This window comes from Bacteroides sp. AF34-31BH, assembly GCF_003602795.1.
In the GTDB taxonomy this organism is placed as follows: Bacteria; Bacteroidota; Bacteroidia; order Bacteroidales; family Bacteroidaceae; genus Bacteroides; species Bacteroides uniformis.
In genome coordinates, this window is record NZ_QTLV01000008.1 from 80,391 (window position 1) to 104,816 (window position 24,426).

Below are 24,426 nucleotides of genomic sequence, written 5' to 3' on the forward strand. Positions count from 1 at the left end.
GTGCGTTAGGATAAGGATCGGAACACGGATTGCATGAATCGGTTGTTTATTGGTGCTGTTTGTGTTCTTTTTCCTTTTTTATCGCAGTTTATTATAATGTTTAATCTTAAATAATATGAAAAAGAATCGAGTGTACACAGTAAGTTCATTGCTGGCTCGGATAGGCGGGAACTGTAAGTTCTGGCTTATTGCCTTGCCTGCCGTGACTATGCTGGCGCAAGCTCCCGTGGCTTATGCCCATGCGGAGAGTGTTGCCGTGGTGCAGCAAAGCAATGCCGCGGTGAAAGGTTCCGTCAAGGATGCCACAGGCGAAAGCCTGATTGGAGTAAGTGTTACTGTCAAAGGTAAAGAAGGTGTGGGTACCATTACGGACGTGGATGGAAACTATTTCATTGTTTGCAGTGCCCAAGACATTCTTGTCTTCTCCTATGTAGGTTATGCTACTCAGGAAGTTGCAGTGAAAAATCAGAAACAGCTGAATGTTATCTTGAAAGAGGACACCAAGGTACTGGATGAGGTCATTGTCATTGGTTATGGTACCACTACCCGCAAGAGTGCCGTGGGTGCCGTGGACCAGGTAAAGGCTTCCATGATCGAAGACCGTCCCGTGGCCAATATGACAGACGCTTTGCAAGGAGCCGCGCCCAACGTGGTTATCCAGCAGCGCAGCAGTAACCCCAATGACCGCAAGACTAACTTTAATATCCGTGGTATCAGTACGGTGAACGACAACAGTCCGCTTTTCGTCATCGACGGATTGGTAGCCGATGGCGGCAGCTTCGATAAACTGAATCCCAACGACATAGAAAACATTTCCATCCTGAAAGATGCCGGCGCGGCAGCCATTTACGGTTCACGCTCCTCCAACGGTGTGGTGTTGGTTACTACCAAGAAGGGTAAGAAGAACCAGCGTGCGACAGTCCGCTTGAGTGGCATGATGGGATGGCAGAATCCGGACATCTTGTTCTCTCCGGTGAAAGGTTATCAGAATGCTACCCTACGTAACCTGGCTGCCACCAATGCGGGAGAGGCCCCCAAATATACGCCCGACCAGATTCGTGACTTGGCTGCCCATCAAAACGAGGAGAGCTGGTTTTTCGACCAGATTATGCGCACGGCTCTTCAGCAAAACTACAACCTGAGTGTATCGGGAGGTAGTGACAAGACTACTTACATGGTGTCTTTGGGCTATTATGACCAGGAAAGCAACTACGTGGGAAACAATGATTTTGGTGTGCAACGCTATAACTTCCGTACTAACATTACCACAGAAGTGGGCCGCTTGAAGCTGAATGCTATTTTGGCCTATACACGCAACAACAGCGTAAGTACCACCGGTGGAAGCTTGGAGGTGGATGCTGCCCGTGTACCGACTTACTATTATTACAAAATGAAATCGGCAGACGGAAGATACCTGCTGAACGATGTGTTGAGTGAATTCAATCCATTGGGTTCTTTGGAAGCCGGTGGCCGCAACAAGTATCGCAACAACTACCTGAACGCTAACGTAAATGCCGAATTCCGCCTTATCGACGGATTGAAGCTGCGTGGAGTATTGGGTGCGGACGTGATAAACGACATGCGCTCCACCCGCAATCTGGGTGTGGCCTATTACCTGAATGAAGAGGCTACCGAACCGCGTCCGGTGAAAGATACCGACTATAGGACCAGTAACTGGAACCATACGGCTTACCTCATCAATACCCAACTTTTGCTGGACTACAACAAGACATTCGGCAAGCACAATGTCACCGGACTTTTCGGAGTAACCAATGAATCGTTCACTTCATCCAGCAATGAGATTGAAAAGAAGGGTGTAGATCCCGACTTGGGCATTGGTACAGACATTACCAACAGTACTGTGGGAAATATCACAGGAAAAACGTTTGTAGATGAATCCAACCGTACCAGTCTGACTTCTCTGTTGGGACGTGTGGGGTATTCTTATGCTGACAGATATTATACGGAGTTCAGTTTCCGCTATGACGCTTCTTCCAAGTTCCATAAGGACTACCGTTGGGGTTTCTTCCCTTCCGTCTCATTGGGTTGGCGCTTGAGCGAGGAGAGCTTCATGCAGACTTACAAGGAACGTGTGGGCGACTTGAAACTGCGTACTTCTTTCGGTATCTTGGGTAACCAGTCTATCGGTACTTATGACCGCTTCACTGTTTACGAACTGCACAACAACTCTTACGCATACAACAACCAGACGGTATCGGGCGCAGGTTTCAAGTTGGGCAAGAACAACCTGACTTGGGAAAAGACCAAGACCTTCAACGTGGGTGTGGACGCTTCGTTCTTCAACAATGCTTTGAATGTGACGTTCGACTATTTCTACAAGCGTACGAGCGACATTTTGATGAAGCCCCTCGTACCCTCGGTGTTCGGTACGGATATGGCGATGGACAACATTGGCGAGATGCAGAACCAAGGTTGGGATCTCTCCATTAACTATCGTTTGAAGACGGGCGGTGCAAATCATAACTTCAACTTCAATCTTGGTGACTCTTGGAACGAAGTGCTGAAGTACCCTGGTCACGAAAGAATCTCACAAATAGAAGAGTTGAGCCGCATCACCCGTGAAGGATGTCCGTTAGAGTCTTACTACGGTTACAAGATGGACGGTTTTTTCCAAAGCTACGAAGAGATTGAGGCATCGGCTATTCCCGTAGGTGGAAAGGTACAGCCGGGTGACGTGAAGTTCGTGGACCGTAACGGAGACGGTGTCATCGACTCGAAGGATAAGTTTATCTTGGGTAACGCCTTCCCTCGCCTGACTTTCGGTTTCAACTACAATGTGGAATGGAAAGGATTCGATTTCGGTATGTTCTGGCAGGGTGTGGGCAAACGTGAAATGATGCTCCGTGGTGAATTGATTGAGCCGTTCCACGCCAACTACTCTTATAACATCTATAAGCATCAGTTGGATTTCTGGACTCCCACCAATACCGATGCACGTTGGCCGAGACTGACTGCTCCGGGTTCTACTTCCAACAGAAACAACTACGGTAACGGACAAGGTTCCGACCTCTTCTTGATGGATGGAAAGTACTTGCGTCTGAAGAACTTGCAGATTGGTTATACATTCCCCAAAACGTGGAGCCGCAAGGTGGGCATGGAAAAGGCACGTATCTATGTCAACGGACAGAACTTGCTGACCTTCAGCAACAACTCGTTCATTGACCCCGAATCTTCCGAGTTCGACTCTAAGATGGGTAACAGTGGTGCCAACTCCGGTAGAAACTACCCGACGCTCCGTTACTATGGTTTCGGTATAGACATTGAATTCTAAAAACAACAGATAACTATGAAACTAAGAAAATACATAGCTTTTGCCGGGATGGCTGTTCTGATGCTTTGCAGTTGCAACGAGATGGAGAACGCACCGACAAACAAATTTACGGATAACTCCTATTGGACTTCCACCACCAAAGCCCAGTATGTGGTGAACATGGCCTACAGCCAGATGTACAATGCAGGCCGTATGTGGAGCGATGAAAGTTTGAGTGACAACGCTTACGACGGTCGCAGTGTGGACGACCAACGTGCCATCCGCAAGGGTATGGCCACTCCCTCGCTCGACATCTTCAAGAACGAATGGAAAGACCTTTACGGAGGTATCAAGACCTGCCACGTGTTCCTTGAAAAGGTGAACCTGGTATCCAATATGGATGCGTCAGTTAAAGCGCGCATGGTTGCTGAGATACGCTATATCCGTGCAAGCCTCTACTTCCGTCTGACCAACCTCTATGGTGCAGTACCTTTCTTTACGGAAGACATCACGCTGGAAGAATCACGGAGTGTAAGCCGTACAGACCGCGAAACCATCATCAGCTTCATTCACCAAGAGCTGGAAGACATCAAGGATGCGCTCCCCACGCGTGATCAGTTGCCCGAAGAAGAAAGAGGCAAGATTACCAAAGGCGCCGTTTGTGCTTTGCAGGCCCGCGTCTACCTGATGGACAGCGATTGGAGCAACGTGATGCTTTATTGCGACAACCTGATGAACAAGCAAGGCGAATATGGTACTTATGCCTTGTTTCCTGATTATGCCGGACTTTTTGATGAAGCCAATGAGTATAATGAAGAGATTATCATGGACCGTTCCTATGTACCCAATTTGATTACTTGGGGTGAGATGGTAGACATGATTCCTTTGTCAAGAGGCGGACGTGCCGTGAGCCGTGTGCCGCAACAATCGTTGGTAGACACCTATCTGATGCTTAGTGGAAAGACTATCAGCGAAGCCGGGACAGATTATAACGCTGCTTATCCTTACAACAACCGTGACCCACGTCTCACAGCCACCATCATTTATGATGGTTATGACTGGAGCGGCAATGTGGACGATGGCAGCAAGGACGTAGTCATCAACATCCGTCCGGGTTCGGGAACCGATGCCTACGATGGTGGCGGAAACGGTACTTCTACCGGTTATTTCACCCGCAAGTACTATAATCCGCAGGCTCCCGGTGACCAGAATTCCGGTATGAATATCATCACTATGCGCTATGCTGACATCTTGCTGATGTATGCTGAGGCTGTTCACGAAACAAGCGGTATGACTGAAGAAGTATGGAACAAGACCATCCGTCCCATCCGCGAGCGTGCCGGATTCACCGCCGATGCAGCCTTGAACTTTCCTGCCGGAAAGAGCAAGGAAGAGATGAGGCAGATTATCCGTGACGAACGCCGTGTGGAAATGGCGATGGAAGGTTTGCGCTGGTATGACATCAAGCGTTGGAAGGCCGGTAACGAATACTTGTCGGGAAAGGTGCGCGGCGCAAGCTTTGTGGACGAGAACAAGCTTGACACCCGCAAGTTTGAGGAGGCGAGAGATTACCTTTGGGCAGTTCCCATCAGTGAAATCAATTTGAATCCCAACCTGGCACCTAACAATCCGGGATATGGAAATTAACGTGTATCTAAACTCATTAAAAATAAAAGAACAATGAAAACAATATTCTCAACAATAGCTCTTTTTTCGGCAGTCCTCTTTGCTACCTCCTGTACGGAAGACATGGAATATAAGGACTCCAAAGTTTCCTCAGTAAATCAGTTATATGAACCTACTGACGGCAAGGAAGTAGCCTTGCAGTCGTCGGCCAGCGCCAGCCTGTTCTTTGAATGGGAATCAGCTAAGGCAGAAGACAGCGGCTCCCCGCTCTATGAAGTAGTGTTCGATAAAGAAGGCGGAGATTTCTCCAAACCCATTTACAAAGTGCTTTCCGACAATGGCGGTTCTCTGAACTATGCTACTATAAGCCACAAGACACTGAACAAGATTGGTGCGGCTGCCGGATTGAACAGTGGTGAGACGGGTACACTCGTTTGGACAGTAATGGCTTCCAGAGGTTTGAATTATGCCATGGCAAAGGAAAGCAAGAGCCTCACCATCACTCGCTTGGTAGGATTTGAAGAGATTCCGGCACAGCTTTACCTGACTGGAAATGCTACTGAAGGTGGTGTGGATGCTTCTAAGGCTGTGGCTTGTGCTTCACCCGAAAAGGATAAGTTCGAAGTATTTACGAAGTTGGAAGGTGGTAAGACCTATAAGTTGGTAGATAGGGCAGCCGAAGGTGCCAAGACATTCTACATAAGTGGCAACAGGATTATGGAAGGTGAAGGTGAGACAACCGTAGAAAAGACGGGTGTTTATCGCATCGAAATGGATTTCTCTATTGCATCTGTAACCATTAAGGAAGTAAGTAAGATGGAATTCTATTTCTGTCCGAGTGGTGCCACTACCTTTGAATTGCCTTATGTCGGAAACGGTGTGTTCTGTGGTCAGGACAAGGTGGAATTCAAGCAGGAAGGCTGGGGACGCGACCAACGCTATAAGTTCCTGATGACTTATGCCGATGGCAGCATACAATATTGGGGAACCAAGAATACCACAGATTCCAATCCGGGTGCGGCTACTCCCGAAGATCCTTACTTCTACATTATGGAGACTCCCGATAATCAATGGGATCAAAAGTGGAAACTGAACAACGAGTTCGATGGTGCGGCCGACGGTTACAATCCGGGTGCCATCACCAAGATTAGCGTGATATTCAACGTAGAGAACTATACTCACAAAGTAGAATTGGCTGACTAATTTAAAGAGAGATTATGAAAAAAATATTATTCTGCCTGCCCCTGCTTCTTCTCGCGCTTCAGTCGTGCGAGATAGAAGACGAGTACATGTACGACAAGGGGCTTTATACCATAGATTGGGAAGCGGCTGCCGACAGCAGTTCCGTGACACTGATAGACCGTTTCTGGAATGCGGAGGGAAACTACTTCAACTACGGAAACGACGGCTCAATCAAGGATTTCCATTACTGGCCGCAGGCTCATGCCATGGACGTAATGATAGATGCCTATAACCGTACGGGTGACACTAAGTATAGCGACTTGTTCGATAAATGGTACACCGGTATCAAGGCAAAAAACGGAGGTCGTTATTGGAATAACTTCTACGATGATATGGAGTGGATTGCCCTCACTATGATTCGTTTGTACGAGGCTACCGATGACAGCAAGTACTTACAAACCGCTCAAGAGATGTGGGATGAAATCAAGACCGGTTGGAATGATTACGCAGACGGTGGTATTGCTTGGACTCACGACCAGCCTTGGAGCAAGAATGCTTGCTCCAACGGTCCTGCCAGCTTGATTGCTGCTCGACTTTACAATATCAACGGAAGTGAGGAAGATTTGCAGTGGGGTATCAAAATCTATAATTGGGAGCGTGAGAAGTTATTCAATCCTGCTACCGGTGCTATCTACGATAATGTGAACGGCGAAACGGGTGAGTTGAATACGCTTTCCCTGTCCTATAACCAAGGTACATTCTTGGGTACTGCTTACGAACTGTATAAGATTACCGGAGAGGAGTCTTACTTGAAAGATGCTCGTAAGGCTGCCAATTTCGGTATCAGTAACAGTGGTATGATAGATACCGGAAACAACTTGCTCCGTGATGAAGGTGACGGTGACGGAGGCTTGTTCAAGGGCATCTTCATGCGCTACTATGTACACTTGATTATGGAGCCTGATTTGGAACCCGCGTATAAGAAGAAATTCATCACCTTCTTTAACAACAACGCCGAGACTTTGTGGCGCAAGGGTATCAACAAGCTTGACCTGCTGTATAATACCAACTGGGCAATGAACAACAGTGGTAACAACCATCTGACTACACAAACAAGTGGCTGTACTTTGATTGAAGCCAAAGCTCTCTTTGACAAGAGCTTGAAATAAATCTGTAATCAAAGATGTGTCGAAACTCAATCAGGTTGTTGGGTTTCGGCACATTTCTTTTTAAATAGCCTTTCCCTTAATTTTCTTCTTGAAAGAAGAGATTCCAATAATGTATAAAATAAACATAGAAGATGAAACATAACCGATATTTATTCCTGCTGTTCGCCTTGATGGCTTTGACGGGCTGTGGCGGTGCGCAAAAGAAACTGACCGAATATGTCAATCCTTTCTTGGGCACGGCCACTTTGTGGGAGCCTGAGGATTTGGGATATGTACGCAAAATAAAGTCGCGCACATGGGGTGCGGAAACTTATCCGGGCGCTACTCTGCCCAATGCAATGGTGCAGCTCAGCCCCGTCACCCAGTTTCGTAGTGGTGCGGGCTATCAATACGAGGATACAGTGATTTATGGCTTCTCGCACACCGCTAAGGGACATTGGAACTTGTTGCATGTACCCATGTTGCCCGTGGTGGGGACCATCGCTCCGAGTGATTATTGCTCCGGGTTCAGTCACGAGAACGAGTCCGCGCATCCGGGTTACTACCAAGTTTATCTGGAACGCTATAAGGTGAATGCCGAGCTGACCAGCACCTTGCGTTGTGCCTACCACAAATATACCTTTGCCAAGGAAGATGACAAGTCACTGTTAGTGGATATTCGCCGTTCCAACAATCACGTTCGCGATTGGAAGATTGAGAAGACCGACGACAATACCTTTACGGGCTATCAGGATGGCGACGGCAAAATATATTTCTACGCTAAGACCAACTATAAAATAGCCCAAGTGGAGATGGTAAAAGACGACAAGCATGAAGTGGCTGTGGTGCGTTTTATCGGCAGTAAAGGTGCCGAACCCTTGGAAGTGAAAGCAGGTTTCTCGTTTGTGAGTGTAGAGAACGCCCAAATGAACCTAAAGGCCGAAATGTTAGACAAGAGCTTTGCCCAGGTGGCAGAGGAAGCTGATGCCGCTTGGGAGGCGCTCCTCTCCAAAATTCAAGTTTCAGGCGGTACGGAACGTGAAAAAGGACTGTTTTACTCTACTTTCTTCCATGCCTTTAAGTGGCCGGCTCTGCGCAGCGACGTGAATCACGAATATACCGACGTGCGCGGCGAGGTGGTGAACAACGGCTTCCACTACTACACCGATCCCTCTTTCTGGGACGATTACCGCAACAAGCTGGTACTCATCGGTATGGTTTCTCCCGAAGTGACTACCGACATCATTAAGTCCATTATTGACAAAGGCGAGAAGCGCGACGGTTATATGCCCACCTTCTTCCACGGTGATCATGCTTCCACTTTCATCTCCGGTTCTTGGTTGCGCGGTTTGCGTGACTTCGATTTGGAGCGCGCTTATAAGCTGATTCTGAAAAATGCCACGGTACCCGGCAAAGGAGGCCGCCGCTATTTGGACGAGTATATGGAGAGAGGCTGGATTGCCGAAAAAGACACGGTGAACGTGCCCACGTGGGACGAGTATAAGGGGGCCGTAACCAAGACTCAGGAATATGCTTACGATGACTATGCCGTAGCCTTGGTAGCCAAGGAGCTGGGAGATGAAGCCAACTACAAACTGATGATGGAACGCTCCAACAACTACAAGACGCTATTCGACCCCTCTACCGGCTTTTGGAGAGGTAAGATTGACGACGGTAGCTGGATTCAGGATTTCGATCCCTATTATCCCTATTACCAGTACATGTACCGTGAGGCCAACGCATGGAACGCCCTCTTCTTCGCACCCCACGATCCCGAAGGCATGATTAAGCTCTATCCCAGTAAAGAGGCGGTGGATGCTAAACTGGATTCCCTATTCAGCGAACCGTGGAGAGGTTACGAGGCCCACAACCTGACCGGATTCATCGGGAACTATTGCCACGGAAATCAGCCGGGGCACAGCATCCCCTACACCTATTATTTCATAGACAAACAGGAGAAGGCCCAGTGTGTGCTCGATAGCCTGATGAACCACTACTATGATATGGGTGCCGACAAGCTGGCGTACGCGGGCATGGACGATGCCGGCGAAATGTCTTCCTGGTATGTGTTCAATGCCATCGGTCTTTATACCTACTCGCCTGCCGACCCGGAATACATTGTTACCGTTCCCTTATTCGATAAAGTGACGTTCAACCTGGATGGTCGTCCTTTCACCATTGTGAAGAAAGGAACAGGCAAGAAGATTACCGACATCACTTACGACGGTAAAAAGATTGACGGCTACTTCATCACCCACGACCAACTAAAGGAGGGCAAGGAGCTGGTGATTACCACGGAATAAATAAACCATAAGTCCATGAAAAGAAACATACTGATTTTATTTGCATTCCTTGCTTGTATTGCCGTTCAAGGGCAGACTTCGGTTTGCTTGACAGATTTGAGGAGCGAGCATCTTGACAGTCCTATAGGTGTCGACAATCCTACCCCACGCCTTTCCTGGCGGATGGAGGACAGCAGGCAGGGAGCTGTGCAGACTTCCTGGCGGATTGTAGTAGACGAGGACTCGCTGAACGTGGTCAACGGTTGCGGCAGGATGTGGGATAGCGGCAGGAACACTTCCCGTAATCTGCTTGTGACCTATGCAGGCAAGGGACTGCGACCTTTCACTAAATATTACTGGAAGGTAATCTGCGGTGACATGGAACATAAGGAAATTGTTTCTCCCGTCTCCTGTTTTGAAACGGGTATGATGGGGATGCAGCATTGGCAGGGAGCTTGGATTGGCGATGGCAAGGATATTCATCACGAGCCTGCACCTTATTTCCGTAAGAAATTCGAGGCAGGCAAAGAGATAAAGTCGGCGCGTGCCTACATTGCCGCCGCCGGATTGTATGAACTCTACATCAACGGAGAGAAGATAGGGAACCACCGTCTTGACCCTCTTTATACCCGCTTTGACCGCCGCAACCTGTATGTGGTCTATGATGTGACTTCGCAATTACGAAATGGCGACAACGCCATTGGCGTGCTATTGGGCAACGGATGGTACAACCATCAGTCCAAAGCTGTGTGGGACTTCGACCGTGCCCCCTGGCGCAACCGTCCCGCTTTCTGTCTGGACTTGCGCATCACCTACGCCGACGGAAGTGTAGAAACTATTCCTACCGACCTCAGTTGGCGGACATCATCGGGTGCGATAACCTTCAACAGTATCTATACCGGCGAGCACTACGACGCACGTCTGGAGCAGAAAGGCTGGAGTACTCCGGAATTTGACGACTCTAAGTGGCACGGAGTGGGCTACCGCAGTGTCCCTTCGTCCAATGTTACTGCCCAGCAGGCGCGTCCTATCCGTAATGTGGAGACCTTCCCTGCCGTTTCTTTCCGCAAGGTAGACGGGAAGACATACATCTACGATTTCGGACAGAACATGGCAGGTGTCACTCGCATCCGCCTTTCGGGTGAACGGGGAACAGAAGTCAGAATCAAGCATGGCGAACGTTTACATCCGGACGGTCGCCTCGACCTCTCGAACATTGATGTCTACTTCCGAGGCGATAAGGAGAAAGACCCTTTCCAGACAGATATCCTCATTCTGAGTGGGGAGGAGGACGAGTTTATGCCCCGCTTCAATTACAAGGGATTCCGTTACGTAGAAGTAGTGGCTGATAAGCCCATTGAGCTTGACCAGAACAGCCTGACTGCTTACTTCATGCACAGCGATGTGCCTGCTGCGGGAAGCTTGGAAGCTTCGGCTCCACTGATAGGCAAGCTGCTTCATGCCGCCAACCATTCTTATCTCTCTAACTTGATGGGTTATCCCACCGACTGTCCCCAACGTGAAAAGAATGGTTGGACCGGTGACGGGCATTTCGCCATTGAAGCGGCACTCTATAACTTCGACGGAATCACCGTTTACGAGAAATGGCTGGCCGACCACCGCGACGAGCAGCAGCCCAACGGAGTGCTGCCCGATATTATTCCCACCGGTGGATGGGGCTACGGCACGGACAACGGACTGGACTGGACCAGTACCATCGCCATCATCCCTTGGAACCTCTATCTTTTCTATGGTGACAGCAAGCCCCTGAGCGATTGCTACGAGAATATCAAGCGCTATGTGGACTATGTGGAGCGTACCTCGAACAATCACCTCACCACGTGGGGGCGCGGCGATTGGGTTCCCGTGAAGTCGCACTCCAACAAAGAGCTTACTTCTTCGGTCTACTTTTATGTAGATACCAAGATTTTGGCCGCTGCTGCCAAGCTTTTCGGCAAACAAGCCGATTACGAGTATTATGACGCTTTGGCGAAGGAGATAAAGCAGGCTGTCAACGACAAGTTCCTGAACCGCGAGACGGGTATCTATGCCGGAGGTTCGCAGACCGAACAGAGCGTTCCCTTGCAGTGGAAGATCGTGCCCGAAGAGCTGATAGGAAAAGTGGCCGCTAACCTGGCCCGCAAGGTAGAGGAGAGCGATTTCCATCTGGATGTGGGCGTATTGGGTGCCAAGGCTATCCTGAATGCACTCAGCGAGAACGGCTATGCCGAGACAGCCTATAAAGTGGCGGTGCAGGACACTTATCCCTCATGGGGCTGGTGGGTGGCGAACGGTGCCACTACGTTGCTCGAAAACTGGGACTTGCAGGCCACACGCGACATCTCGGACAATCACATGATGTTCGGTGAAATAGGCGCTTGGTTTTACAAGGGATTGGGCGGCATCTTCCCTGACCCTGCGCAGCCGGGCTTTCGCAATATCTTGCTCCGTCCTTACTTCATGAAGGGATTGAAGCGGTTTGAGGCCCGTCACCGGTCGCCTTACGGTGAAATCATCTCCCGTTGGGAATGGAAAGGAAAGCGTGTGTGCTATGAAGTGACAGTACCTGCCAACAGCACCGCTACGCTCACCTTACCTGATGAAACCAAGGGAGAACGGGTAGTGGAATTGACGGCAGGCAGACATGAGTTTATTGTGAAGTAACCTCTTGTTTCGTTTACAGATATGTAGTGGGCGGGTTGTATCATGTTACTGTGGTACAACTCGCCCAATCTGTTTCACTTATTCATTCTCGTTGCCAACTTGGCGGGAGATGACTTCTCATAACCTGATGTTTTCTTTCAACCGTATATCTTCCGATGAAGCCCCTATCAGCAGCTTCACCGTTCCGGGTTCTACAACGAACATCTGCTTTTCTTCGTTCCAATAGCCGAGCTCCTCTTTGGGAACGGTGAGCGTCACTTCCCGGGTTTCGCCGGCCTTGATGGGGATACGCTTGAAGGCGCGCAACTGCTTGGAGGGACGTTCCACTTTGGAGTCCGGATAGCTGGCATAGAGCTGTACGACTTCTTCCCCGTCGCGTCCGCTGGCATTCTTCACTGATACCGTCACGCGGATGTTCTTCTTGTCCTGTTTGACGGATTCAATCTTCTCATATACAAAATCGGAATAGCTCAGACCATAGCCGAAAGGATAAAGCACAGGGCCTTGGTGGTACATATACGTGCGTCCGTTGCGGATGTCGTAGTCCATCATGTCGGGCAGGTCGGTGATGTCTTTCACCCACGTCTGTACGGTACGTCCGGCGGGATTCACCTTGCCGAAGAGTACATCGGCCAGTCCGTTGCCCTGCTCCTGGCTGCAGTGAGTGATGTGGACGATGGCAGGTACGTGCTCTTGGCTCCAGTTGATGGTATAGGGGAAGCTGCTGACGAGCACCAGTATGGTATTGGGATTGGCCTTGAGCACCAGCTTCACCAAGTCTTCATCGGGCAGCATCAGCGATTTGCGGTCCACGGCTTCGCGGCCGTCACTGGGGACGGGAGAGAACTTCCAGTCCGCACGTGTACCGTAAGGATGGTTTCCTACACATACAATGGCGATGTCGGCGGCTGCGGCGGCCTTTTCCGCCTGGCCCATGCGGTTGTCTTCGGCGTGGATGATTTCGGTTCCTTCTTTCACAGCATTGCGTATGCCGCTCAGAATCGTTGTTTCGTAAGGTGGGGTACCACTATACCAGTCTTGCACGATTTTGTTCGAATACGGGCCTATAACGGCTATTTTACGCAGCTTTCCGGCATCGAGAGGCAGGAGGTTCTTGTTTTTCAATAACACCACGGACTTGGCGGTGACTTCCCGTGCCAGCCTGCGGGCTTCTGCTGTCATGAAAGGCGGTGCCTGCGTACTGTCCTTTCCGATGGAGAGATAAGGGTTACGGGAGTTGTCCCCGTCGAGCAAGCCAAGCTTGAGGGCGACGAAGATGTTCCCGCGGATGGCTTTGTCAATGTCGGCTTCGGTCAGCAATCCCTTTTCCAGCGCTTCCCTGACGTAGGGAACGTATGCGTCGAGAAACTGTCCTGTGGTGGCTTTCACTACGGCAGCGGCACCCTCCGCAAAGCTCGGAAAACTCTTGTGCGCTTCAATCAGCAGTTTCAGGGCGCCGCCGTCCGTACAGATGATGCCGTTGTTGCCCCACTGCTTGCGGGTAATCTCTTCGAGGCAGGGATGGATGGACATGGGGATGCCGTTCCAGCTGTTGTAGGCGGCCATGAAGGCGCGGCTGCCTCCCTCGGTGATGCCTTTATAGAAAGGATAAGCATAGTATTCGTGGAACAGCCGCGTGTCGAAGTCGGAGGAAGTGCTGTCCCGTCCGTCCTCGTTGCTGTTGGCAAGGAAATGCTTCATCAGGGAGGCGGTCCGCCAGTAGCGGGGATGATTGCCTTGCAGGCCGCGTACGCTGGCAATGGTAAGCTGGGCAGTGAGGAAAGCATCTTCTCCGAAACTCTCCTCGGTACGCCCCCAGCGCGGGTCGCGGGCAAGGTCGGCATTCGGAGCGCGCATCACGAGGGCATGACGCTTGTTGCCGGTGGTCTGCATGTAGTAACGGGCTTCTTCAGAGGCTTGTTCCGCTACTTTCCGCACCAGGTCGGTGTCCCATGTGGAGCCCAGACCGTAGGATTGGGGGAATATGGTGGTGGGGCAGTCTGTGGGGACTACTTTCCCGTCTTCCGTTCTTTGGCGTCCGCCCCACATGGCAGGACCGCCGAGGGTCAGCCCGTGCAGTCCTTCATAGTGGCCGCAACGGGGAATGTTGAACCGGGGGACACCCAGGTCGGTGGAAAGAAGGTTTATCTTTTCATCCAATGTCAGGATGGAGAGAAGATGTTCCACGCGCTGTTCGTCACTGAGCGTGGTATCTTGAAAGGCTTGTGTGTGTTGCGCGCTTGCCTGCAAGCCGAATAGCAGGGGCAAGGCGAGGAACAATAACTTGTTTCGCATGGGGTATTAGAGTTTAATGTGTTTGATATACCGGTTATGGGATTGATATCCGTTGTAACTGTCCGTCCTGCGGCAGGCAGAGTAACCCTTCGGCTTTCTTTTCGTCTGCCAGATACTTCTTCCACGTAATCTTGTCCCACTTCATCCGGTCCGTGCATTGTGCCACGGGGATATGGGGGATGGCTGACCCGTCCTTTACAAGAATGACGATGGGCAGGGTGCCGCATTCGATATGGTTCCATCCCGGAGCATACACCTTTCCGGTCTGGTAGTCTATCCACTTCTGTCGTCCGGGGAGGTAGACATCCCGTCCGCTGCCCTCTTCGAGCATGGGGGCCACGAGGAGATTGGAGCCGAACATGTACTCGTCCTCTACCAGCCATGCGCCCGGGTCGTCGGGATACTCCAGCAGCAGTGCGCGGAGCATCGGCCAGCCGTTCTCGGTGCACTCTTTGGATTGTGCATATACGTAGGGCATCAGTTTGTACTTCAGTTCGGCGCAACGGCGGAAGTAGTCTGTGAACTCTTTCCCGTAGTACCACGGCTCGGTGGGAGGTGCTCCGTGCACGCGGCTGTGGCTGGTGAGGAAGCCGAAGGGCAACCAGCGGCGGTAGAGGCTTTCGGGGCTTTGGGTCACGAAGCCGCCTATGTCGTTGCTCCAGAAGCAGAATCCGCTCAGTCCGATGGAGAGGCCGCTGCGGATGGTTCCCTCGAAACCGGTTTCGGTAGTGGCGGCATCACCGCCCCAGTGCAATGGATAGCGCTGTGAGCCTGCCCATGCGGAACGTGCCCAGATAATGTTTTCGCCGTGTATCTTCTTGATTACCTCGGCCACGGTCTTGTTGTAGCGCAGGGGATAGAGGTTGTGTTCGTACAGTCCGCTACGGCCGTTGGCATAGATGGCATCCAGCGGAGCGCCTTCGCCGAAGTCTACTTTGATGGCACCTACACCCATTTCAATCAGGTTGCCGAGCTTCTCTTGATACCACTGTACGGTTTCGGGGTTGGTGAAGTCCAGCACCACGTCCTCGTAGGGGAGCTGTCCCTTGCCGTTGCGTACGTACAGACCGCGTTCCACCAGCTCGGGGAAGAACTTGTTTTTCGGGGTGAAGTAGGGGAGTTGCCAGAGGCAGGTGCGGAAGCCTTGCGACCTCAGGTCGGTGAGCATCTGCCGGGGATTGTCGAAGCGGTCGGCGGCAAAGGCGTAGTCGCATTGCCAGTCCACGCCGAACCAACCGGTATCGAAGTGGATGACGTCGCTCGGTATCTTGTTCTCACGCAGTTTCCGGGCTACATCGCGGCCCTCTGCTTCGCTGAAGTAGGTGATGCGGCTCATCCAGGTGCCGAAGCTCCACAAGGGGGGCATTTCGGGCCGTCCTACCAGTGCGGTGTATTCGCTCAGCATCTCCTTCGGCGAACCCAGGAAGAGGAAGATGTCCATCGCTTCGTCTGCCATGAAGAGTTTGGTGGCTCCGATGTAGGAACAGCCGAAGTCGCAGGTCACGGGGGCGGAAGTGTACATGAACATGCCATAGCCGCGGTTACTGAAGAAGAAGGGGATAGGCTTGTACATGTCCGGGGTTTCGGGGCCCTGCGGGTCGGTGACAAAGAGGTTGACCTTCTGTCCGGCCTTGTTCAGTGCGGTGGCAGACTCGCCGCAACCGTAGATTTTCTCGTTCGGCGCGAGGCTGAATACGGGATTGATGCTGCGTGAGTTGTCCGAGCCGCGCTTGATGAAGCTGAATGGAGGTACCTTGACCTGCGTGGAGTCGTTGTCGCTCCAGCAACGGGTCTGTGTCAGCAGGCGTCCGTCGGCATCTTTCAGTACCAGGCGCCAGGGATAGTTCTGGATGAGCAGGCTGCCGTATCGGGAGGTGTACAGCGTACCTTTGTCCGTTTTCTCGGCTTTCCAGAAGGAGCGTCCGTCGGCGGGCTTTCCTATGAGCATGGGGTCATCGGCATCTTCTTTCGGTACGATGGGCGAGGTGAGCATACGGATGCGGAGGGTACGTTCGCTGACCGGTTCGACGGTGAACGTCAGTTGCGGGTTGTTGTCGTAGGCGGTCTCCGGGAAGTCCAGCGACTGGAGGGGCTGGTGCAGGTAGGTGTTTGCATTGAATGCCTGGCGAGGCATCAGTTGCTGGCGTTTCCATTGGACAGTCCCTTTACCGGTAGAGGTGTCGAACGATACCAGGCTGTCGGCAAAGAAGTAGGTGTTGCTGAGGTCCAGAAAATCCTGGCTCATGTCTTTCGACTGGGAAAGCAGGTATTGCACGCCGGCATTTGTTTTCAGTTGGGCAGGCGCGGGCAGGGTGGCAGTTGCTGCCAGCAGCATAAAAGCTGCCCCTTTCATCAGTTGTCTCTCTTTCATGATAAATATATGATTTACGGTTACTGTTTCGATGCCGTAAAAGTAGAGAAATCCACACAGATGAAAGGGGCAGGTATGTTGCTTATGTGGGGCCTAAATGTTTATTTGGAAGCTTTCTTTCCGTAGAAACACATAAAATACACCCCGATAATGACAAATGGGATGCTGAGCCATTGGCCCATGTTCAGCGACATGCTGTCTTCAAAGTTCACCTGGTTTTCTTTCAGGAACTCGATGAAGAAACGGAAGAGGAAGATTTCCGTCAGGCAGAGGCCGAAGAAGAAACCGCGGTGATAGGGTAGGGAAGCCTCGGCTTGCACGGCGGTTGATTTCCGCTTGGTGGTGCTGAAGTCTGTTTCGAGCTTGGTTTCTTGTTTTTTCTGTCCGCGTTTGTATAGCCAGACCATCCCTAAGAAGAAGATGAAGTAGGCGATGGCTTCGTAGAGCTGTGCCGGATGGCGGGGCAGCATGTCTTCCCGTTCAAAGATGAATGCCCAGGGCATGTCGGTCGGTTTGCCGATGATTTCGGAGTTCATCAGGTTGGCAAGGCGGATGCAGCAGGCGGTGATGGGAGTGGCAACAGCTATCATGTCGAGCACGTCCATGTAGTGCATCTTCGTCTTGCGGCAGTACATCCAAAGGGCGATAATCAGGCCCAGCGTGCCGCCGTGGCTGGCAAGGCCGGTGTAGCCCGTCATCTTCCAACTGCCGTCCGGCAGGATTTTTATGGGGAGAATCATCTCGAGGAAATGGTCCTGGTAGTAGGCCCAGTCGTAGAATATGCAGTGGCCCAGTCGTGCGCCTATCAGTATGCCGAAGAAGCAATAGAAGAAGAGAGGTTCGAATTTCTTTTCGTCTATTCTGCGGTCGCTATACTGGCGTTGCACGATGAAGTAGGCAAGAGCAAGACCGATAATCCATAACAGTCCGTAGTAGCGGATGGATATGCCGAAGAACTTGAACAGTTCGGGGTCGGGATTCCAGTTGATGGTGAGTAATGATAACATATTTATTGAAGAATTAAATTACCGAATTACGGGGTTGTCCGGGACAAAGGTATGAAAATATCTTATTGGGTGATTCTTTGTGACGGTTTATTTGAAGCCTATCTTGTTACGGGGCTTGTCGGACTGCCGTTTGGAAGATTGCATTTCAGCAAGAGTCCGGTTGATGAGTTCGAGCTGGATACGAGTGTCTTCGTTGATGTCGTTCAGGTCGGTGAAGACTTCTTCGATATAGGCTTTGAGGTTTTGTACTTCTTGTTCCAGGCTGTCAAGGCAGTTGGCGGGAGAAGTGGTTATCAGTTGGCGGACGGCTACGAAGGCACGCATGATGGCGATGTTGACTTCGATGGCGGTGTCGCTGTTCAGCACTCCGGAGAGCATGGCAAGCCCTTGTTCGGTGAAAGCATAGGGGAGTTTACGGGTTCCTCCCCAACTTGATGTTCCATTTTGGAATATCAAGTCTGATTTCATTTTCTCAAATTCCTCTTTGGTCAGTTGAAACATGAAGTCCGATGGGAATCTTTTTATGTTTCTTTTGACAGCTTTGTTTAGATTGCCGGTGGTGACTTAATAAAGTGCAGCCAGAGCGAAATCAAGCATCACTCTTTGTCCTCTTAGTTCATATATTTTTTGTTGTACAATGATTGTTAATTCCATCATTACCTATGATTAGTCTATTTACTATTCTGAAAGTCATTTGTATATTGGGGAGGTTACGATTTGTGGCGGTTTATTTGAACTTCTCCGCCACCATCCTATACGTCGGCACCTCAATTCCTTGCTCCTCTGCAGCTGTAATCATGTCGAAAAGCAAGCCTTGTACTTCGCTCTGATGTCCTTTTGCCATATCTTTCTGCATGGAGGCGGTGCTTTCGGGGGCGAGTTTGTCTATTACTTTGAGGTTGTACTCCACAATGTCTTCCTTGAAGGCTATGCCCAGTTTCCTGCCCAGGGCTGCACTTTCTTGGGACAGTCCGATGAAGGTGTTGCGCACCTCGCCCGGTTTCTGTACTTCGCCCATAGGCACGTCATAGTAGGCTCCGGTGACTGCCATAGCGGAGATGAACGACCACTTGACGAATGTGTCCCGGTCGATGTCGTCGGAGATGTCGGCTTTGATGCCGCTCTCCTGCAAATCACGTTGCACGGCTTCCAATGTTTCACGGGAAACAATCGTGCTGCGGTGTGCCCCATAGACGAGGCGGAAAATCTTTCCCATCTGCGTGATTTCTCCCCGTCCCGATACAAAGCCTACGATGTAGATGCAGCCGTCGAGCACCGTGACGCCGGGGACCAGACGCTGGATGCGGGGGCCGGTGCCGTAGACATTCAGAATAGGGATGACTACCGTATGTTCGTGTGCGGCGCTTTTGATGAGTTCCGTAATGGAGTCTACGGAATAGCCTTTGACGCAGACGAAGATGACATCTGCCTTGTAGTCCGCAGATGTTGATACGAGAGCAGTGTATTCTTCTGCCGTATAGGCGGGTACTCTCAGTGCATATTCACCTTTCAGGTCGGAGTGCAGTTGCAGGCCGTTTTCGCGTATGGCGGCAAGGTGTTCGCCACGGGCAATGCAGGTGACGTCTTTGCCGGCAAGTGCGAGGAAGGCGGCGATGCTTCCGCCTACGCCGCCAGTACCGGCGATGAGGTATTTCAGAGGATGGGTTGTCATAACTGTAGTGTGTATGGTTAATGTTATTGAACGTAATTTTCTTTATTCCAGTTGCAATTGTTTGTTGAGTTTGGCGGTATATAGGGTGGTTTTCATTCCTTCGTTACGTTTGCTGAGCATCAGGAGGGTATTCTCGTCTACGTAGTTATCAATGAGAATAATTGTCTTTCGGGCTGATTTTATCAGATTGGTGGTAAAGACGTAGGCATCGAATATCTGCCCTTCAAAGAAGATGCCTTCTGCCGGGGGCAGGGGGTGCGGACAAAGAAATCTATCTTTTCTTCTGTCTTTGCAACACGTTGTTCCAATTGCTCCATGCGTTGGTTGACGGCGTAGCCTTTGAGGAGATATTCTTTGAGGACTTTTGTTGCCCATATTCTGAAGTCAGTACCTCTTTGAGACTTTACCCGGTAGCCTACAGATATAATAACGTCAAGATTGTAATATGCTATATTACGTTTTACTTTACGGTTACCTTCTTGCTGAACTGTCAAGGAATACTTGACAGTTGAAATTTCCTGTAGTTCCTTTTCTTTGAATACGTTATTGGTATGCAAACTTATATTTTGCTTACTTGTCTGAAAGAGTTCTGCCATCTGTTGTTGTTTCAGCCAAACTGTGTCGCTTTCTAATCGGACTTCGAGCTTGAAAGTTTCTTCTGGTTGATAGAGTATTATTTCGCTTTTATCTTCCATGGTTTTTATTGGACTTTTCTGATTCTTTACTGCTTTCTTATGCAAACTTGTAAGTGTTTCTTACAAGTTTGCATCCTACTCAATTGTACTTTCAACCCTTAGTCGTCTGAGGTTTGTTACATGGGGAATTTGACTATCAATATACGCTGATCGGTTTCAATCGGCAATTCTTTATGTACGTTACACATTGAACCGGAAGTGCATAATGTCCCCATCCTGCACCACATACTCCTTGCCTTCCACGCCCAGCTTTCCGGCTTCGCGCACAGCGGCTTCGCTGCCATACTTGATATAATCCTCATACTTGATGACCTCTGCCCGGATGAATCCCTTTTCAAAATCCGTATGGATAACGCCGGCGCATTGTGGAGCCTTCCAGCCCTTGCGATAGGTCCATGCTTTTACTTCCATCTCTCCGGCAGTGATGAAGGTTTCGAGGTTCAGCAGGCTGTAGATAGCTTTAATCAAACGGTTGCAGCCGCTTTCTTTCAGTCCCAGGTCTTCGAGGAACATCTGCTTTTCTTCGTATGTCTCCAGTTCGGCGATGTCGGCCTCGGTCTGGGCGGAGATGATGATGAGTTCCGCATCCTCGCCCTTGATGGCTTCACGCACCTGCTCTACGTACTGGTTGCCGCTGGCGGCACTGACGTCATCCACGTTGCAGACGTAGAGCACAGGCTTGGTAGTAAGCAGGAACATCTGCTTGGCGCATTGTTCCTCGTCGTCGTTCTGCGGAATGACGGTGCGGGCGCTTTGTCCTTGTTCCAGGGCATCCTTGTAGCGGAGCAGGAGTTCGTACTCTATCTTTGCCGCCTTGTCGCCACCCACTTTGGCAATCTTCTCTACACGCTTGATGCGGTTTTCCACCGTGTCGAGGTCCTTCAGTTGCAGCTCTGTGTCGATGATTTCCTTGTCGCGTACGGGGTTCACCGAGCCGTCCACGTGGACGATGTTGCCGTTGTCGAAGCAGCGCAGCACGTGGATGATGGCGTCGCACTCGCGGATGTTGCCCAAGAACTGGTTGCCGAGTCCTTCACCTTTGCTGGCGCCCTTCACCAGTCCGGCAATGTCGACGATGTCGCACACGGCGGGTACGATACGCCCCGGGTGAACCAGCTCGGCGAGCTTCGTCAGTCGTTCGTCGGGTACGGACACTTGTCCCATTTGGGCGTCGATTGTACAGAACGGGAAGTTTGCCGCTTGTGCCTTTGCGCTGCTCAAGCAGTTGAAAAGAGTGGATTTTCCTACGTTGGGAAGGCCCACGATACCAGCTTTTAATGCCATAGTGTTATCTTGTTTTTTTAGTTATTGTTCAGTTAATTGGATGCAAAGATAGTGCAAACCGAATGCAGAATAAAATGAACTCGTTCATTTTTTATGCTGAGGTGCAGCCTATCTTCGCTTTTTTAAGTAAAGATAGTGCAAACTTACTGAAAAATAGCTGATTTTTGCATATACCAACGAAGAAGGGAGGACATGGGAGAGTCACCGGAACGATATTTACGTATTTAGAAATTCGTATTGAACGTGTTAATTTGCATTAAAAGCATGACGATGAAACGATAAATTGATAGTTTTGTCGCAATTATAATTTAAGTATCATTCTATAAATCAATGCGATTATGAAAAACAAAGTAAGAAAAATTCTGATGATTTTATCATGTCTCATCAGCTTGTCTTTTACATTATCTGCACAGAATCCTTATCTGCCGCTTTGGGAATTTATTCCTGATGGTGAGCCCTATGTGTTTGAGGATCCTGACTGTCCCGGCAAGTACCGTGTCTATATTTATGGTTCGCACGACAATCTCAAGTGGATGTATTGCGGACGTGACCAGGTGGTGTGGTCGGCACCCGTAGAGGACCTGACCCGTTGGAGATATGACGGCGTGATATTTAAAGTCAATGAGTCGCCCGAACTGTATAAACTGAATGCTGATGGAACCGACGACGTGCTTTTTGCCCCTGACGTGACAGTAACTACCGATGCCGATGGTAAGAAAACTTACTACCTCTTTCCGAATAATCAAGGTGGTGGACGCAATTCCATGATTGCCAAAAGCGACCGTCCCGATGGCCCGTTTACGGTATGCAACTGGCATAAGGAGCGTCCTCGCGAGACTTTCGGTTGTTTGGGATTCGACCCCGCAGTGTTTGTCGATGATGATGGACGTGTGTATGGTTATTGGGGATTTGGCATTTCGCATGGCGCGGAGTTGGACCCTGCTACCATGTGCACGGTAAAGCCGGGTACCGAAGTGGTGGAGAACATGATTTCAGGCTATCGGCAGGAAGGTATATTCCGCTTCTTTGAGGCATCCTCCATCCGCAAGATTGAGGATAAGTATGTGTTTATCTATAGCCGTACTACCGCTGAGGGTGAAGATGGCCTGCCAAACGCCAGCAACTATACGTTGGCCTATGCCTACAGCGAGCATCCCTTGGGCCCGTGGACCTATGGTGGGACAATCATCGATGCGCGGGCGCGCGAATATGATGAAAAAGGCAATGTGATAGCTTCGGCTATGCCCGGTGGAAATACGCATGGCAGTATCTGCAAGATAGGTGAGCAATGGTACGTGTTCTATCATCGCCAGATAGGTACCGATTGCTATGCACGCCAAGCTATGGTGTCGGCCATTGATGTAAAGGTGGAAAAAGGAAAAGGCGGGAAAGTCGTGATTTCACGCGGAGAGTTCAACTCTGAAGGTTTCCTTCTTGAAGGGCTCAATCCTATGCAGCGCATCTCGGCCGGGCTGGCTTGTTGGCACACCAATCCCGGAGGAATCAAAGAGGTCTATCCCCATTATGTGTATACGGGGTCTTATATCCGGCCTGTGTACCGGGATAATAATCCCTATGCCGGCGATAACAACCACAAAATCCCGTTCGCTCCGGTGGTGAATAACACAAGTGGGTCGATTGTAGGATATAAATACCTGAATATGAATGCCGTTCCGCGAGATAAGTCTTTGCAGATGCAGTTAAGGTTGAAGGCTGAAGATACCGACGGACGCATCCGCATCATGCTGGGTAGCCCTTGGACAACAAAAGGCGGTGTAGAGATAGGACTTGTGAATGTGAAGGCTGGCAGCACTTGCAGGGAGTTCTATGCTTCGCTCTCTATTCCGGCAAAGCTGCATAAGGGAAAGCAGCCGCTCTTCTTTGTCTTCGAATCAGAGACCGAAGGCCAGTCCATCTGTGAGTTTTATGATTTCCTCATGTTGGCACGCCCATAAGTCTTTATACTTATGGAGGCGGATACTTATCTTGTAAGACCTTCTAAATAGAGCTATTGTATTAGTTCACAGCACTGAACACTTTGTTACACCCAGTCGGAACAGATTGTTTCTCTTGTATGAAACGACTTGTTTCGACGGGATAAAACGATTTGTTCCGTTATAGGAAACACTTTGTTTCCTTATAGAGAACACTCTGTTCCATTATAGGAAACAAACCGTTTCCATAGTCGGAAATGAAATGGGGCATATGCTTCATTGATACCGCTATTACTTTTCCTCCTCGAATATTCGGTTGAAAACTTGCCGCAGCTGTCCTTCGTCTGCGATAATGGCTTGGAGCTTCTTCAGCTGTTCCGCATTCTTGCCCTCGGGAAACCAGAGCTTCAGATAACCGCCGGGTGCATATTTTGCCATGAGATGCTGATGGAACCGCTGGTAGTGCCACTCCTTGTCGGCGGCAGGATTCTGTTTCAATCCGTACTGCACGGTGCGGCGCAGGGTGATGTCCGGGTCGATGATACGGTCCGCTTCGGCAACAATCTTGCCGTAGATGCTACGAGGTTCGTGGTCTGTAGAGGCCCGGTGGTCCTCTACGGCTTCTTTCATGAGGAGGATTTCCGTGTCGGAGAACCATTGCCGCAGGGTGTCGTCTACCATCAGTATCTCGCCGGAGACAAGGTGGTGGGTGGCGCGGTCGCGGCATAGTCCCGTGTCATGGTAAGCGGCAATGACGTATGCCAGGCGTTCGTCCGCTTCGGGATATTGCCGGGCGAGGGCAAGGCTTTCTTCGATGACGGTGCGGACGTGTGAGAGGTTGTGTGCCTTGTCAAACTCCTTGTAACGGGGGATGATTGCTGTCTCGATGTAGGTAATGAGGGGCTTGGGTATCATGTGGCATTCCTTTTTCGGGTAAAGGTACGAATAATAACCGATAGCTGAATAACGAGGAGCAGGGAATGGCTCATAATCAG

The 24,426-nt window shown here is 50.4% G+C and carries 13 protein-coding genes and 2 pseudogenes; 7 read left to right on the forward strand and 8 right to left on the reverse strand.

The features are described 5' to 3' along the window. The first annotated feature begins 115 nt into the window (after positions 1-115). The 6 genes from DWZ67_RS13115 (at position 116) to DWZ67_RS13140 (ending at position 12,173) form a co-directional block, all read left to right on the forward strand. Positions 116-3,292: a SusC/RagA family TonB-linked outer membrane protein gene (locus tag DWZ67_RS13115; RefSeq protein WP_120139019.1), complete on the forward strand. Its 3,177-nt coding sequence runs from the start codon at positions 116-118 to the stop codon at positions 3,290-3,292. Positions 3,293-3,307: 15 nt separating this feature from the next. Continuing rightward, positions 3,308-4,918: a RagB/SusD family nutrient uptake outer membrane protein gene (locus DWZ67_RS13120; protein ID WP_120139021.1), complete on the forward strand. Its 1,611-nt coding sequence runs from the start codon at positions 3,308-3,310 to the stop codon at positions 4,916-4,918. 33 nt (positions 4,919-4,951) lie between these two features. Beyond that, positions 4,952-6,100 carry a SusE domain-containing protein gene (locus DWZ67_RS13125; protein ID WP_120139023.1) on the forward strand — a complete coding sequence of 383 codons (1,149 nt, stop codon included), beginning with the start codon at positions 4,952-4,954 and terminating at the stop codon, positions 6,098-6,100. Positions 6,101-6,114: 14 nt separating this feature from the next. After that, a complete protein-coding gene (locus DWZ67_RS13130; protein ID WP_120139025.1) occupies positions 6,115-7,248 on the forward strand; it encodes a glycoside hydrolase family 76 protein in 1,134 nt (377 codons plus the stop codon). A 131-nt stretch (positions 7,249-7,379) separates the two neighbouring features. Continuing rightward, positions 7,380-9,530 carry a GH92 family glycosyl hydrolase gene (locus tag DWZ67_RS13135; protein ID WP_120139027.1) on the forward strand — a complete coding sequence of 717 codons (2,151 nt, stop codon included), beginning with the start codon at positions 7,380-7,382 and terminating at the stop codon, positions 9,528-9,530. Positions 9,531-9,545: 15 nt separating this feature from the next. Continuing rightward, positions 9,546-12,173 carry a glycoside hydrolase family 78 protein gene (locus tag DWZ67_RS13140; RefSeq protein ID WP_120139029.1) on the forward strand — a complete coding sequence of 876 codons (2,628 nt, stop codon included), beginning with the start codon at positions 9,546-9,548 and terminating at the stop codon, positions 12,171-12,173. Between the two features lie 117 nt (positions 12,174-12,290). Here the strand turns inward: DWZ67_RS13140 and DWZ67_RS13145 are convergent, their stop codons facing one another. The 7 genes and pseudogenes from DWZ67_RS13145 to ychF all read right to left on the reverse strand — a co-directional run bounded on the left by DWZ67_RS13145 (position 12,291) and on the right by ychF (position 21,497). Continuing rightward, positions 12,291-14,468, reverse strand: coding sequence for a glycoside hydrolase family 3 C-terminal domain-containing protein (locus DWZ67_RS13145; RefSeq protein WP_120139031.1), 2,178 nt, complete (start codon positions 14,466-14,468; stop codon positions 12,291-12,293). A 34-nt stretch (positions 14,469-14,502) separates the two neighbouring features. After that, complete coding sequence (locus tag DWZ67_RS13150; RefSeq protein WP_120139033.1) at positions 14,503-16,839, reverse strand: alpha-xylosidase; 2,337 nt, start codon at positions 16,837-16,839, stop codon at positions 14,503-14,505. Positions 16,840-16,940: 101 nt separating this feature from the next. Then, positions 16,941-17,846, reverse strand: coding sequence for a prolipoprotein diacylglyceryl transferase (gene lgt, locus DWZ67_RS13155; RefSeq protein WP_005824861.1), 906 nt, complete (start codon positions 17,844-17,846; stop codon positions 16,941-16,943). A gap of 87 nt (positions 17,847-17,933) precedes the next feature. After that, positions 17,934-18,500, reverse strand: a pseudogene (locus DWZ67_RS13160) (ORF6N domain-containing protein). Positions 18,501-18,573: 73 nt separating this feature from the next. Beyond that, positions 18,574-19,518 (reverse strand): ketopantoate reductase family protein, encoded by a 945-nt coding sequence (locus tag DWZ67_RS13165; RefSeq protein ID WP_016272153.1) that lies wholly within the window; start codon positions 19,516-19,518, stop codon positions 18,574-18,576. Between the two features lie 45 nt (positions 19,519-19,563). Beyond that, a pseudogene (locus tag DWZ67_RS13170) lies at positions 19,564-20,213 on the reverse strand (virulence RhuM family protein); the annotation flags it as partial. 180 nt (positions 20,214-20,393) lie between these two features. After that, positions 20,394-21,497 (reverse strand): redox-regulated ATPase YchF, encoded by a 1,104-nt coding sequence (gene ychF / locus DWZ67_RS13175; protein WP_008662190.1) that lies wholly within the window; start codon positions 21,495-21,497, stop codon positions 20,394-20,396. A 338-nt stretch (positions 21,498-21,835) separates the two neighbouring features. Here ychF and DWZ67_RS13180 point away from each other — a divergent pair, with 338 nt between their 5' ends. After that, a complete protein-coding gene (locus DWZ67_RS13180; RefSeq protein ID WP_120139035.1) occupies positions 21,836-23,452 on the forward strand; it encodes a family 43 glycosylhydrolase in 1,617 nt (538 codons plus the stop codon). Positions 23,453-23,722: 270 nt separating this feature from the next. On the opposite strand, the gene DWZ67_RS13185 is transcribed toward DWZ67_RS13180, so the two are convergent. Then, on the reverse strand, positions 23,723-24,346 hold the full coding sequence (locus DWZ67_RS13185) for an HD domain-containing protein (protein ID WP_087332814.1): 624 nt from the start codon (positions 24,344-24,346) through the stop codon (positions 23,723-23,725). Between the last annotated feature and the right edge of the window lie 80 nt (positions 24,347-24,426).

Bases quoted from the DNA above. Each gene is read 5' to 3' on its own strand.
- DWZ67_RS13115 (WP_120139019.1), top strand. From the start codon at position 116: ATGAAAAAGAATCGAGTGTACACAGTAAGTTCATTGCTGGCTCGGATA.
- DWZ67_RS13120 (WP_120139021.1), top strand. From the start codon at position 3,308: ATGAAACTAAGAAAATACATAGCTTTTGCCGGGATGGCTGTTCTGATG.
- DWZ67_RS13125 (WP_120139023.1), top strand. From the start codon at position 4,952: ATGAAAACAATATTCTCAACAATAGCTCTTTTTTCGGCAGTCCTCTTT.
- DWZ67_RS13130 (WP_120139025.1), top strand. From the start codon at position 6,115: ATGAAAAAAATATTATTCTGCCTGCCCCTGCTTCTTCTCGCGCTTCAG.
- DWZ67_RS13135 (WP_120139027.1), top strand. From the start codon at position 7,380: ATGAAACATAACCGATATTTATTCCTGCTGTTCGCCTTGATGGCTTTG.
- DWZ67_RS13140 (WP_120139029.1), top strand. From the start codon at position 9,546: ATGAAAAGAAACATACTGATTTTATTTGCATTCCTTGCTTGTATTGCC.
- DWZ67_RS13145 (WP_120139031.1), bottom strand. From the start codon at position 14,468: ATGCGAAACAAGTTATTGTTCCTCGCCTTGCCCCTGCTATTCGGCTTG.
- DWZ67_RS13150 (WP_120139033.1), bottom strand. From the start codon at position 16,839: ATGAAAGAGAGACAACTGATGAAAGGGGCAGCTTTTATGCTGCTGGCA.
- lgt (WP_005824861.1), bottom strand. From the start codon at position 17,846: ATGTTATCATTACTCACCATCAACTGGAATCCCGACCCCGAACTGTTC.
- DWZ67_RS13165 (WP_016272153.1), bottom strand. From the start codon at position 19,518: ATGACAACCCATCCTCTGAAATACCTCATCGCCGGTACTGGCGGCGTA.
- ychF (WP_008662190.1), bottom strand. From the start codon at position 21,497: ATGGCATTAAAAGCTGGTATCGTGGGCCTTCCCAACGTAGGAAAATCC.
- DWZ67_RS13180 (WP_120139035.1), top strand. From the start codon at position 21,836: ATGAAAAACAAAGTAAGAAAAATTCTGATGATTTTATCATGTCTCATC.
- DWZ67_RS13185 (WP_087332814.1), bottom strand. From the start codon at position 24,346: ATGATACCCAAGCCCCTCATTACCTACATCGAGACAGCAATCATCCCC.